The organism is Vreelandella sp. F11, from assembly GCF_042466685.1.
In the GTDB taxonomy this organism is placed as follows: domain Bacteria; phylum Pseudomonadota; class Gammaproteobacteria; order Pseudomonadales; family Halomonadaceae; genus Vreelandella.
On sequence record NZ_CP170448.1, the window covers coordinates 3,502,311 to 3,514,872 of the forward strand.

Genomic DNA, 12,562 nt, shown 5'->3' on the forward strand with positions numbered 1-12,562 from the left:
TTTGTTCGGTTAGGCCAACGCTCGGTGGCTGACCCTATATCTGGTGCTGAAACGTTAGGAATTCAACCCCCATCGCCCAAGACACCGCCTCATTGGCGCTGGGCAAGCTCCATTACCAAACTTGCCAAACGCTGGCGCTGCTCCTTATCCAACTTTTGCCCGGCGCGCTCCTGCGCCAGCAACGCCGTGTACTCCTCTTGGGGAGAACGCTGACGCTGAACGTACTGCAAATGTTCCACCAAGCCCTGCAGCTCCGCTTCCCGATCTGCTTTGGGAATCAATAACTCGCGCTTGGCAAAGACCGCCAAGGCCTGCCCCTGCTGACTGCCTTGAAAATGCGCCAACACCACCTGTGGGCTGCGGTAGCGACCCGCCTTGAGCAGTTCAATCAACTCTCGGCAAAGCGGCGCATCATCATCTTCCGGCAACCACTCCAAATGATCAGGCAGCGTGGCCACCAGGTTGGGCTCATGCAGTAACAGCTGCACGATACGCCCAACCGGGGAGAGCGCTTGGGAACGTGAGCGCGATGAGCGGGCTGACGTTGCTAAAACAGCGCCGGGCGCGGATGAGGCCGCATCAGGCTCCCCTTGCTCTGACTGCTCCTGAGATACATCACCTTTGGTGACGGATCGCTGCGATGCCTGGGCCCGCTTTTCAAGCAGCACTTTCAACTGCTCTTGCGCCAACCCGCTACGCTTTGCCAATGACTCTAGCAGTAACGATTTGAGCATGCCTTCAGGCACTTTGTTCAATGCTTCGAGCACCTGACTGGCAAACCGCTCGCGCCCTTCCACGGTATTCAAGTCGCGCCCCTGGGCCGCCTGTTCGAACAGAAACTCCGACAGCGGCATGGCACAGGTCACACGATCCTGAAATGCCTGGGTGCCTTCACGGCGCACCAGGGTGTCCGGGTCATCCCCTTCGGGCAGAAACAGAAAGCGCGCTTCACGACCATCAATCATTTGTGGCAGCGCGGTTTCCAGCGCCCGGCTGGCAGCCTGTCTGCCTGCACGGTCACCGTCAAAACAGAACACCACGCGACTCACCAACCGAAACAGACGGGTCAAATGGTCTTCCGTGGTGGCGGTACCCAGCGTGGCCACGGCGTTATGAATACCGTATTGCGCCAGCGCCACCACATCCATATAGCCTTCGACCATAACCAGCTGTTCAAGCTTGCTCGAAGCTTGGCGTGCCTCATACAAGCCGTATAGCTCACGACCTTTATGGAACACCGGCGTTTCCGGCGAGTTAAGGTATTTGGGCTGATCATCCCCCATCACCCTGCCGCCGAAAGCAATCGTGCGACCACGCAGATCGCGAATTGGGAACATTACCCGATCGCGAAAGCGGTCATAGGTACGCCCAGTATCTTCGCGGTGAATCAACAGGCCGTACTCGACCTGCACTGGCTCACCAATACCGCGCTCGCTGAGATGCTGTTTCAGTGCCTCCCAACCAGCCGGGGCATAGCCAATGCCATAGGTCTTGATCACCTCGTCCGAAAGCCCACGCCCCGTCAAATAGCGCTGGGCAGACTGCCCCTCCTGCATCTTTAACCGCTCGCGATAAAAACTGGCGGCGAGCTCGAGCAAGTTGACGCCCTCTTTGCGCTTCTTTTCACGCTGCTGAGCACGCGGGTCATCAGCGCCTTCCCGCGGCACTTCAATACCCAGGTGTCCAGCCAACTGCTCTACCGCTTCTGGAAACGGTAGTTTGTCGTACTCCATCAAGAAGCGTAGTGCATTACCATTAGCTCCGCAGCCAAAGCAGTGATAAAACTGCTTATCAGCACTGACGGTGAACGATGGGGTTTTCTCTTGATGGAAGGGACATAGCCCGGAATAGTTGCGGCCAGCCTTTTTAAGCTGCACACGCTCACCAACCACCTCGACCACATCAACGCGGCCTAACAGGTCATCAATGAAACGCTGTGGAATTTGGCCTGCCATGAACTACGGGCATCCTCGCGCAAAGCGCTAACTTTCGAGACTGTTTTTTAAAAACCGCTCTTAACCACCCTGCTTAACGTCATCAGGCCCATTGCCAGATCACCTTAAACAGCGACACTCTTGAACGATTGCTTTGAAAAACGATGGCTTTAAAAATAACAGTCAAAAACAAACGGCCACCTAGTGGCGGCCGCTTGGCATCCCTCTTGAGACGACCAGCTAACTGCTCCGGCCCCCTCGGGTACGGATCAATAGAGCCGTTCGAAACGCTTTTGCTCACGCTGAACTTTCTTAGCGTGGCGTTTTACGGCAGCTGCCGCTTTGCGCTTGCGCTCAGCAGTCGGCTTCTCGTAGTGCTCGCGGCGGCGTACTTCAGAAAGAACACCGGCTTTTTCGCAAGAACGCTTGAAGCGACGCAGGGCGACGTCAAACGGCTCGTTATCACGTACTTTTACAGAAGGCATTAAGCACTCACCTACCTTAAGGAGTCTTGAGTTCGGATAGTACGTACACTGCGATATTACATTTTAGAACACGGTGTACGACCCAGTTTTACAGCGCACAGTAGTTTAGTCGCCGTTGGCCATCTTTGCAAATGCTTACGCTGACTTGCTGCGACAATGTTAGACTACTGGCCTTATGTTTTTTTCACTTTTACATCTTTTGAATAGCCTTTGAGAGTCCCTCTATATGCGTGTTCTGGGCATTGAAACATCCTGCGACGAAACGGGTGTCGCGCTTTACGACACTGCGTTAACCGGCGGCAAGGGTCTGCTTGCCGATGCGCTGTATAGCCAAATCGCCATGCATGCAGAATTTGGCGGCGTGGTGCCCGAGCTCGCTTCTCGCGATCACACCCGCAAGCTACTGCCGCTGATTGAGCAGGTACTTAGCGACGCCAAGCTGACGCGCCGCGACCTGGATGGCATCACTTACACCGCAGGGCCCGGCCTGGTTGGCGCATTAATGGTGGGAGCCAGTACGGCTCACGGCATGGCACGCGCTTTAAATATTCCGGTGCTCGGCGTACACCATATGGAAGGCCATTTATTGGCTCCGATGCTGGAAGAAGAAGCTCCAGAATTCCCCTTCGTAGCGCTGCTGGTATCCGGCGGCCATACCCAACTGGTTGAAGTTAAAGGACTGGGGCGCTATCAGTTGCTAGGCGAATCGGTGGACGATGCCGCAGGTGAAGCCTTTGACAAAGCTGCCAAGATGCTGGGGCTGGCCTACCCAGGCGGCCCCCAGGTCGCCAAGTTAGCGGAACAGGGCGACCCCAAACGTTTTCGCTTCCCGCGCCCTATGACCGACCGACCAGGGCTAGACTTCAGTTTTTCGGGGTTAAAAACCCACACCATGACGGCCATTCGCCAACTGGAAACAGCCGGTGAGCTCGACGCCCAGGCGCGTGCCGACGTTGCCCGCGCTTTTGAAGAGGCCGTGGTCGATACCCTAGTGATCAAGTGTCGTCGAGCGCTGGATCAAACCGGCTTGAAGCGCTTGGTAGTGGCAGGCGGAGTGAGTGCCAATCATCGCCTGCGCGAACGATTACAAGCAGCGTGTGAGAAACGCCAGGCCCGCGCTTACTATCCACGAGGGCGATTCTGTACCGACAATGGCGCTATGATTGCTTATGTAGGCGCTCAACGCCTGGCAGCAGGCGAGCGCGACACCCCTGGAATGATGCAAGCGACGCCCCGTTGGCCGCTGGATAAGTTGACACCGCCAGCCTCACACTAAGAATCACGAAACGGCGGCTCTTCACCGCGCCGAAGACGGCGAATGTTAAGCCCATGACGGGCCAACACTAGCAGGCTGAATCCACCTACCACCACGACGTACTCCGGCGCTAGCCAGGCACAAGCCAGTGGCGCCACGAGTGCGCTCACCAGCGAGGCCAGCGCTGCCGTTTTTAATCGCCACGCCAGCAGCGCCCATATCGATGCACTCAAGAGCGCTACCTGAGGCACCAGTACCAGCAGGACACCAAAGGCACTGGCGACCGCTTTACCACCACGAAACCCATGCCAAACGGGAAAGCTGTGACCTAGCATCACTGCCAATCCCACGACGCCCTGCAGCCAGACTGGGCAGCCCATCAGCTTTGCGCCCAAAACAGCAGGCATGGCTTTTAAGGCATCTAACAGCAGCGTGGCTGCCGCTAAACGGGGCCCATATAAGCGCAGCACGTTGGAAAAGCCGGGATTAAACGAGCCGAATTGGCGGGGATCGCCCACCCCCGCCAGGCGGCAAACGCTTAGCGCTGCCAGCCAACTGCCACTTAAATACCCCACCACTATCCATACCATGGTGCCATGCTCGCTTTGTGGCCCGATATACTGTCGTTTCCCCCCATCCTAACGTACAATCGCCCGCTTGTTACCGCAGGGGGAAGCTGGATGGATCGCATTTTGATTGAAGCGTTAAGCGTCGATACCGTGATTGGTGTCTACGACTGGGAGCGCTCGATTCAACAGTCACTAAGCTTAGACCTGGTATTGGCGACCGACATTCGCTCGGCGGCCGCCACCGACGATTTACGCCTTACCCTGGACTACGCCGCTATCTGCCAGCGCATTCAGCAGTTTGCCGATGCCCATCAGTTCGCTCTGGTCGAGACCTTTGCCGAACGTCTTGCTGAGTGCCTGCGTACGGAATTCCCCATCAGCTGGCTGCGCTTGACGGTACGTAAACCGGGGGCGGTTCCCAACGCCGCCAGCGTCGGCCTGGAAATTACTCGCGGCGCCCTGCCGGAGGCAGCCCAGGAGACCCACGCATGAACCTGGTAACCGTCAGCTTAGGCAGCAATATTCATCCCATACGGCATATTCGCTGCTGCCTTGATGCGCTTGCAGATACTTTCGGCCCCCTGAAAATCTCTCGCGTGTTTGAAAGCGAGCCGGTCGGCTTCGCCGACAACCGCAACTTCTATAACCTGGTGGTGGCGTTCTATAGCGATTGGACGCCTGGCGAACTGCAGGCATGGGGTAAGCAGCTGGAAATAGAGCATGGCCGCCTCCCCGACATCGCCAAATTTAGCCCCCGCGCGCTGGATATCGACCTACTCACTGTAGGCAACCTCTGTGGCACCGTTGATGATGTTGTCTTACCGCGCGGCGAAATCACCCATAATGCGTTTGTGTTACAGCCCCTTGCCGAGCTACTACCGGAACAGCGCCATCCCCGCTGTGGCACTCCCTATGACGTGCTATGGAGCGCCTTTGAGCTTGGCAGCCAACGCCTTTGGGCGGTGGACTTCAGTTGGCGTGGCCGTTGGATCTCCCAAGCTGACGAACAGCCGCTGATGGCAGCAACACGCAGATAAGCTATTTAGCTAGCGCCTCTTCCACGGCCTGTCCACGGCGCTCACGTATAGCTTCGCCCAGCGCAGCCCCTTGATAACCCTCGGCCATCAGTGTTTGAGGGCTAACCTCCTGCGCAGCTTGCCAGGCACTTTCAAGCCGACCAGTCTGCTCAGGCGCCAGCACCTTGACTAGCCCTAGCTGGGCGTCGACCTGCTCTGGCTTACGCCAGCCATCCAAACGCTCCAGCCAATGCAGCACCCTGACGCCCTCTAACGGGTTGGCTATTAGTGCATAAGTAAGTGCGGTATGGCGAGCTAACTGGGCAACCGCATTGGGCAGCTTGAGTCGCTCCAACAGGGCATCACGTTGCGCAGCACTTAGCGGCGACACCAACTGAGCGTAGCGCCAGTGTGCCAGTGGGAACATACCGTTATCAGGCACCTGAGCCATCGCTTCCAGCCCCTTCACTAGCGCCGCACCCACCAATTCAGGCCACCACACGCTGAGCGCTTCGCAACGTTCAAGGGTCGTGAAATAGACATCTGGGCTTGGTTCTCCCAGCGCTTTCTCCGTTTCAACCCACACCCGCTCAGCGGCTAGGTGCTCAAGTTCACCGCTATGACTCACCTGGCGCATCAGCGCCAGGGTGTCAGGGGCAATGGTGAAGCCCAGCGCTGCATAACGGGCCAAAAAGCGTGCGGTACGCAGTACCCGCAGCGGGTCTTCGCTAAACGCAGAAGAGATATGCCGAAGCACGCGCCGTTCGATATCGCCTTGACCATTAAACGGGTCGGTTAATTCACCCTCGGGGCTCTGGGCAATGGCGTTAATGGTTAAATCCCGTCGCAAAAGATCCTCTTCCAGGCTGACATCGGGGCTGGCGTGCACTTCAAACCCGCCATAACCATGGCCAGATTTGCGCTCGGTGCGGGCGAGCGCGTACTCCTCGGCCGTATCCGGATGCAGAAAGACCGGAAAGTCGCGCCCCACGGGTTTAAAGCCACGTTTGCGCATGGCGTCTGGCGTAGCGCCCACCACCACCCAATCATTGTCATAGACCGGCCAGCCCAGCAGCGCATCGCGCACGGCGCCGCCCACCCGATACACGCTCAAGCCCGCTAAACGTGGATCGCTATTGGTCTCTTTCACTACTGTTTGCTCCGTTGCTGTCTGCTCCGTTGCTGGCTCGCCACGCTGATTCGCTCTCCGCTGTCCAGATTGAGCGCGGTTAACCGCCCACCCCAAACGCATCCCGTATCCAACGCCTCGACGGGCACCCGCGCCTGGGGGGTTCTTCCTTCCAGTGCCGCCCAGTGGCCGAAAAGCAGCCGGGTATTATCATTTCGCGGGTATTGAAACCAGGGCAGAAAACCTGAAGGCGCACTATCCAGCCCCTCTTTGGCAGCAAAGTCCAAACGCCCCTCGGCATCAATAAAGCGCATGCGGGTGAGTACATTGACAATCAGGCGCAGACGATCCATGCCGTCTAGATCGTCGCGCCAGGCATCCGGCTGGTTGCCAAACAGCTGGGTTAAAAAATCACCGGATGTTTCGCTAGCAAGCACCGCCTGTACTTCCCGCCCAAGCGCATCAGCCTGAGGAACGCTCCACTGGGGAAGCAGCCCCGCGTGGGTCATCAGCGTACCGTTTTCAAACACGCTAAGCGGCTGGCTCTGTAGCCAATCCAGCAGCGCTTCGCGGTCAGGGGCATCAAGAATACCGCTCAGGGTATCGTTTTGTTTCAGCTTGCCGCCACCGCGGGCCACCACCAGCAAATGGAAATCGTGGTTGCCCAATACGCTGCGGGCAGCGCCACCCAGCGCGCGCACTTCGCGCAGGCACGCTAAAGAGCCTGGGCCACGATTAATTAAATCCCCGACCAGCCATAGCGTATCCCGTGTGGGGTTGAAGCTGAGCTTCTCTAGAAGGGCTACAAATTCGGCGTGACAGCCGTGCAGATCGCCGATCGCATAGGTACTCATGCGGGAGGCCTTTTTCATAAAATAAGTGGACTAATACTACCACTTCACCGATACCCTCTGCCTGTTGTAGACGGTTTATGTTGATGATTAATACTGGTTAAAAGAGTGAACCTGGCTCACTATAAAAGTACGCTTTGATACTCTTAAGCCATTCGATAGTTAGTTAGCCACCTGGTAATAACTGTTAAGGAAAACGATACGCCTATGGCAATGGATCACTCTCGACGCAGCCTGCTGCGAGTTGCAACACTGGCGGGCCTTGCTACCCTCATACTTCCCGGCACAGCGCTTCTTCCTACCGCACGTGCCACTGCAGCCAAGCTTGGCCCTCCCCCCGTAGCGGTGACGGTTAATGGCTGGTTACTGCGCAGCAGTGACCGCTGATGTATATCGCCTTTGAGGATATCAACGAACACAGCGACGCCTGGGATGTCTGTATTATCGGCGCGGGTGCGGCGGGCATTTCCATAGCCGTAACCCTAGCGGAGCGAGGCCACCGGGTACTGCTCTGTGAAGGTGGCGATGCGGACTACAGCGAACGCTCCCAGGAGTGCTACCGGGGCGACGTCGTCGGCGACCCCTATATTCCCCTGTATGGCGCTCGACTGCGCCATTTGGGCGGGTCGACCAACCACTGGGGCGGCATTTGTCGCCCTTTGGATCGCTACGACTTCAATGCCAAAGCCGCCGCCAGCGAAACGGCCTGGCCTATAGGCCGCGATGCGCTGGCTCCTTACTACAGCACTGCCATTAACATGCTAGGACAAGAGCCTACGCCAGCCGATTATTTAATCCCAGAGGCGGGGTTTAAGCGCATCTATTTTTCGCTGGGCCACCCCACACGCATGAAGGAGAAGTATGCCGCTACGCTGAGCGATTCGGCCACTCTGGAGTGCTGCCTAACAGCCAACTTGGTGGCACTGGAAAGCCAGGCGGGCAAAGTCACCAGCGCCACTTTTAGCAATTACCGGGGCGACTACCGCAAGGTTCAGGCGCGCTACTTTGTACTGGCCTGCGGCGGCATCGAAAACTCGCGCCTGCTGCTGTGGTGCAACCAGCAACTAAATGGCCAGCTAATACCCCAAGCCGATACCCTGGGGCGCTACTGGATGGAGCACCCCCATGCCACGGTGGGCAAGGCGCTGCTATTTGAGCCAGCAGCACTGGGCTTGGACGACGAGTACAATGTTTTCCTCTCCCCTACCGCTGACGCCATCAACGCACGGCAAATACTTAATTGTGGGCTGCGTTTGCACCGCATGAACGCTGAAGCCACCCAGGAGCTGATTGACGAGCTCGCCGACCAGGCGCCGACGCTGGCCGGCCGACTGCGAGTCTGGCAGGCTCAAGGCCGAGTCATCCACGGCGCCGTGCTAAGAGCCGCCTGGGAGCAAGAACCGCGCTATGACAACCGTATTGAGCTAAGCGATGAGCTGGATAAGCTGGGGGTGCCGCGTAGCCGGCTGGTGTGGCGGCAATCTGAGCTGGATCGCCGCACCATTCGCGAAAGCATGCTGCTGCTGGGGGAGTATCTGCGCGATAACGAGGTGGGTAGGCTGCAAATGGAGCCCTGGCTCGCCGCTACGCCTGTGGAACTGCCCAGCGAGGGCGAGTTGGCGGGGCGCCACCATATGGGCGGCACGCGCATGAGCCTGAATGCAGAGGAAGGCATTGTTAATGCCGACTGTCGCCTGTTTGCCCAGGATAACGTCTATGTGGCGGGCTCCAGCGTTTTTGCCAGCGCAGGGCATGCCAACCCCACGTTAACCCTTGTGCAGTTGGCCCTGCGGCTTTGCGACCATCTGGAGAGTAGGCTAACGCCTAATGGAGCTGAAGCGGCACAGCCAACCTAAATGGGTTAATCGCCACCTCAAAAACACGCTGGGTGGAGGTGTCTAACAGTGTATAGGCGCCCTCCATCACCCCTACTGGGGTCTGGAGAATCGCCCGGCTGGTGTAACGAAAACTCTGGCCGGGCCCGATCAGCGGCTGCTGACCGACGACGCCTTTGCCGCGCACTTCTTGGTACTCGCCGCCTCCCTGGGTAATTTTCCAGTAGCGCGCCATAAGCTGAACGCTATGAGGACTCTGATTTTGGAGGGTCACGGTGTAGCTAAATACGTAGCGTGACTCCCCATCATTTGACTCATCGGCACGGTAGTCAGGCACAACGCTTACTTTGATCGCTAGGTCACTCACGTTTGGCTGCCCCGCTCACCGTTTGCCTGCTCGTCGGCGGTAACACGGTTGGCAATGGCCACGTACTCCGCCACGGTCAAGGTTTGCGGACGGCGAATGGGGTCAATGCCCAGGTCTTCCAGAGTATCGGCAGTTACCCGCCCTTTGAAGTTATTGCGTAGCGTTTTACGCCGCTGGCCAAAGGCGAGTTTTACCAGCTCAAACAGTAGCGCGGGGTCTTCCGCGGTATGGGGCAACGTTTCATGGGGCGTTAAGCGCACGATGGCCGAGTCGACTTTGGGTCGTGGCACAAAGGCTTCGGGCGGTACAATAAACAGCTGTTCGACCTGGCAGTAGTACTGGGCCATCACCGACAGGCGCCCCCAGTCGGTACCGCCGGGCTCTGCCGCTAAACGTTCAACCACCTCTTTTTGCAGCATAAAGTGCATATCTTCTATGGCACTTCCTGCCGCCAGCAGATGAATGATCAGCGGTGTGGAGATGTTGTAAGGTAGGTTGCCTACCACGCGCAGCGCAGGCCCATCGCCTTTTAGCGCGGCAAAATCGAACTTCAGCGCGTCGCCTTCATGAATCACAAACTCGGGGTAGTTGAAGAACTGCACCCGCAGACCTGGGATCAGGTCGCGGTCGAGTTCAATCACTTCTAAATGCCCCGCGGCTTCCAGCAGCGGCTCGGTCAGGGCGCCCTGGCCCGGGCCGATTTCGACCAGGCGATCCGTTGAGCGCGGGCCAACGGCGCGAACGATCCGCGAAATAATGCCAAGGTCGCGTAAAAAATTCTGACCAAAGCGTTTACGAGCGCGGTGTTGGGGCACAGTAGACATCAAACGGTGTTCCTTGAAGTGCGGATTCAATCGGAAGTAGGTAGCACTGTTGCAACAGGTTGTCTGCTCGCATCAGTACCAGGGTAGGTTTCCGCGAGGGCGCTGTGAACCCGTCCTTGGGCGCTACTTTTTCCATCCCTGGAAAAAGACCCTCGCTACAACCTACCCTGGCACCGAATTAAATTTCAGCAGCAGACAACCGCTGCGCGGCTAGACGGCGCGCAAGGGTGATAGCGACGTTTAGGCTGCCGGGGTCTGCCACGCCTTTGCCTGCCAGATCCAGTGCGGTGCCATGGTCGACCGAAGTGCGTACAAATGGCAAGCCCAGAGTAATGTTAGCGGCCTGACCAAAGCCGGCGTATTTTAACACCGCCAAGCCCTGGTCGTGGTACATCGCCAGCACTGCATCGACACCCGCCAAATGCCTGGGTGTAAACAGCGTATCGGCAGGCAGCGGGCCAAGGATATCCACTCCCTCAGCGCGCAGTGCATCAAGCGCGGGAATAATCACATCCAGCTCTTCGCGCCCCAGGTGACCATCTTCACCAGCATGGGGGTTTAAGCCGCACACCGCAATGCGTGGCTGGGCAATCCCAAACTGGCGCTGCAAATCGGCCGCCAGCAAGCGGCTGATACGCGTTACCCGCTCAAAGGTGATAGCGTCGGCGACGGTGCGCAGCGGCAAGTGAGTGGTCACCAGCGCCACACGCAGGTCGCCATTGCCCTGCCAGCTGGATGACGCCGCATGCAGTGCCGCGTCGGTGGCAAGCATCATCACCACCTCATCGACGCCGCAGGCGTCGCGCAACCACTCGGTGTGGCCGGTAAAGCCTGGATGGCCGCCTTCGATGATCACGCCTTTGTGCAGCGGCGCCGTCACCATGGCGGAAGCCAAACCTTTTTGGCAGGCGTCCACGGCCAGTGACAGCGTCGCCAGCACATAATCAGCATTGGCGGGATTGAGCACGCCGGGTGTAGCAGGCGCATTCAGTGCGACAGGCCAAACCCTCAACCCATTGGTGCCACTTGGAGGCTCGCCGGGCGAACACACATTAATGGTGATATTGAGCCCCAGCGCGGTTGCGCGCTGGCGCAGCATATCCGGATCGCCAATCGCCACCGTGTTTTCAGGCAGCTTACCCCGAGCCGCCAGCATGAGCGTTAGCTCTGGGCCGACACCTGCCGGTTCGCCAGTGGTCACGACCACCGGCAAAGCGTTATCGGTTGATAAAGCGCCCGCTACCATTAGAGTCGAATATCAACAAAGGCCTGAGAGCGCACCTCTTGCTGCCAGGTCTCTAACTCTTCGTTAGCGCGACGCTGGAAGATCGCTTGACGCACCTGCTCGCGCTGGCTCTCTTGGGTAACGTTTTGACGACGACGCTCCTCTACCTCAATCACGTGGTAGCCAAACTGAGAACGTACCGGCTGGGATATCTGGTTAACGTCCAGCTCACGCATCGCCTCTTCAAAGGCGGGAACGGTCTGCCCTGGGCGCACCCAGCCCAGTTCGCCGCCGTTGAGGGCCGTTCCGCTGTCGTCACTCATCTCACGGGCTACTGAGGCAAAATCCTCGCCCTGTGCCAAACGCTGACGCACCTCTTCAGCGCGTGCACGGGCCTGGTTTTCATCGCGATTAGGGGTCAGGGCAATCAGCACGTGGCGGGCACGGGTCTCTTCAATAAAGTTCTGCTCGCTGGACTGACCGGGCTGCTGATTCAGAAAGCGCTCGACGTCGCGGTCACTGACCGATACGCGGTTACTGATCTGCCGCTGCTGCACTTGGCGCATCAACATTTCGCGGCGAATGTCTTCACGCACGCTGGCCAGCGTCATGCCGTCGGCTTCCACGGCATCGGCAAACTCATCCAGCGTCATGCCGTTGGATTCAGCAATCGAGCGAACCTGCCTGTTGAGTTCGGTGTCATCAATGCTCAAATTGGCATCTTTAGCCATTTGCAGCTGAATCTCTTCCATCACCATGCGCTCAAGCACCTGCCGCTCCAACTGGGAGCGCGGCGGAAGGTTGCCGCCCTGGGCTTGCGCCTGCTGCTCAATTTGCGCCATACGGTCATTAAGCTCGCTGCGCATAATCACATTGTCGTTAACCACCGCCACCACACTGTCTAACGCCTGGCGCTGGGTGGATTGGAAGTTTTGCGCCTGCAGTGCAAGCGGGGCCAGCGCAAGGCCTGCACCTACGCACAGCGCGAGCAGGCTACCCGCAGAGAGCTGTTTCATACGGCCTAGCAGGGGCTTTCTCATTTTCATAACAAACGTCTCTTTAATTAGCTTCA

The 12,562-nt window shown here is 58.1% G+C and carries 14 protein-coding genes; 5 read left to right on the top strand and 9 right to left on the bottom strand.

Annotated elements, in window-relative coordinates; all coding sequences use genetic code 11:
• Nucleotides 1-89: 89 nt before the first annotated feature.
• Nucleotides 90-1,955 carry a DNA primase gene (gene dnaG / locus ACFIOZ_RS16050; RefSeq protein WP_386079626.1) on the bottom strand — a complete coding sequence of 622 codons (1,866 nt, stop codon included), beginning with the start codon at nt 1,953-1,955 and terminating at the stop codon, nt 90-92.
• 248 nt (nt 1,956-2,203) lie between these two features.
• Nucleotides 2,204-2,419, bottom strand: a complete 216-nt coding sequence (gene rpsU, locus ACFIOZ_RS16055; protein WP_008956349.1) for a 30S ribosomal protein S21 — start codon at nt 2,417-2,419, stop codon at nt 2,204-2,206.
• Between the two features lie 226 nt (nt 2,420-2,645).
• Between rpsU and tsaD the strand changes: the two genes are divergently transcribed.
• Nucleotides 2,646-3,695 (top strand): tRNA (adenosine(37)-N6)-threonylcarbamoyltransferase complex transferase subunit TsaD, encoded by a 1,050-nt coding sequence (gene tsaD / locus ACFIOZ_RS16060; protein ID WP_386079628.1) that lies wholly within the window; start codon nt 2,646-2,648, stop codon nt 3,693-3,695.
• Here the strand turns inward: tsaD and plsY are convergent.
• Nucleotides 3,692-4,264 (bottom strand): glycerol-3-phosphate 1-O-acyltransferase PlsY, encoded by a 573-nt coding sequence (gene plsY / locus ACFIOZ_RS16065; RefSeq protein WP_386079630.1) that lies wholly within the window; start codon nt 4,262-4,264, stop codon nt 3,692-3,694. The two genes, tsaD and plsY, sit on opposite strands and share 4 nt — an antisense overlap.
• Nucleotides 4,265-4,354: 90 nt before the next feature.
• Here plsY and folB point away from each other — a divergent pair, with 90 nt between their 5' ends.
• Complete coding sequence (gene folB / locus ACFIOZ_RS16070; RefSeq protein ID WP_088698852.1) at nt 4,355-4,735, top strand: dihydroneopterin aldolase; 381 nt, start codon at nt 4,355-4,357, stop codon at nt 4,733-4,735.
• Nucleotides 4,732-5,280 (top strand): 2-amino-4-hydroxy-6-hydroxymethyldihydropteridine diphosphokinase, encoded by a 549-nt coding sequence (folK, locus tag ACFIOZ_RS16075; RefSeq protein WP_386079631.1) that lies wholly within the window; start codon nt 4,732-4,734, stop codon nt 5,278-5,280. The genes folB and folK overlap by 4 nt, the downstream gene beginning before the upstream one ends.
• A gap of 1 nt (nt 5,281) precedes the next feature.
• Here folK and ACFIOZ_RS16080 read toward each other — a convergent pair whose 3' ends face one another.
• Nucleotides 5,282-6,409 carry a polynucleotide adenylyltransferase gene (locus tag ACFIOZ_RS16080; protein ID WP_386079633.1) on the bottom strand — a complete coding sequence of 376 codons (1,128 nt, stop codon included), beginning with the start codon at nt 6,407-6,409 and terminating at the stop codon, nt 5,282-5,284.
• On the bottom strand, nt 6,409-7,242 hold the full coding sequence (locus ACFIOZ_RS16085) for a symmetrical bis(5'-nucleosyl)-tetraphosphatase (protein WP_386079635.1): 834 nt from the start codon (nt 7,240-7,242) through the stop codon (nt 6,409-6,411). Before ACFIOZ_RS16085 ends, ACFIOZ_RS16080 begins: the two co-directional genes overlap by 1 nt.
• A gap of 204 nt (nt 7,243-7,446) precedes the next feature.
• Here ACFIOZ_RS16085 and ACFIOZ_RS16090 point away from each other — a divergent pair, with 204 nt between their 5' ends.
• Together ACFIOZ_RS16090 and ACFIOZ_RS16095 are read left to right on the top strand one after the other, a co-directional pair.
• Nucleotides 7,447-7,626, top strand: a complete 180-nt coding sequence (locus ACFIOZ_RS16090; RefSeq protein ID WP_386079636.1) for a hypothetical protein — start codon at nt 7,447-7,449, stop codon at nt 7,624-7,626.
• Nucleotides 7,626-9,095, top strand: a complete 1,470-nt coding sequence (locus ACFIOZ_RS16095; RefSeq protein ID WP_386079638.1) for an FAD-dependent oxidoreductase — start codon at nt 7,626-7,628, stop codon at nt 9,093-9,095. The genes ACFIOZ_RS16090 and ACFIOZ_RS16095 overlap by 1 nt, the downstream gene beginning before the upstream one ends.
• Here ACFIOZ_RS16095 and apaG read toward each other — a convergent pair.
• From apaG to ACFIOZ_RS16115, 4 genes are all read right to left on the bottom strand, one after another.
• A complete protein-coding gene (gene apaG / locus ACFIOZ_RS16100; RefSeq protein ID WP_088698858.1) occupies nt 9,064-9,441 on the bottom strand; it encodes a Co2+/Mg2+ efflux protein ApaG in 378 nt (125 codons plus the stop codon). The two genes, ACFIOZ_RS16095 and apaG, sit on opposite strands and share 32 nt — an antisense overlap.
• Nucleotides 9,438-10,265, bottom strand: a complete 828-nt coding sequence (gene rsmA / locus ACFIOZ_RS16105) for a 16S rRNA (adenine(1518)-N(6)/adenine(1519)-N(6))-dimethyltransferase RsmA (RefSeq protein ID WP_211594784.1) — start codon at nt 10,263-10,265, stop codon at nt 9,438-9,440. The genes apaG and rsmA overlap by 4 nt, the downstream gene beginning before the upstream one ends.
• Nucleotides 10,266-10,443: 178 nt before the next feature.
• Nucleotides 10,444-11,511: a 4-hydroxythreonine-4-phosphate dehydrogenase PdxA gene (gene pdxA / locus ACFIOZ_RS16110; RefSeq protein ID WP_386079640.1), complete on the bottom strand. Its 1,068-nt coding sequence runs from the start codon at nt 11,509-11,511 to the stop codon at nt 10,444-10,446.
• Nucleotides 11,511-12,536, bottom strand: coding sequence for a peptidylprolyl isomerase (locus tag ACFIOZ_RS16115; RefSeq protein WP_386079642.1), 1,026 nt, complete (start codon nt 12,534-12,536; stop codon nt 11,511-11,513). The genes pdxA and ACFIOZ_RS16115 overlap by 1 nt, the downstream gene beginning before the upstream one ends.
• Nucleotides 12,537-12,562 lie beyond the last annotated feature (26 nt).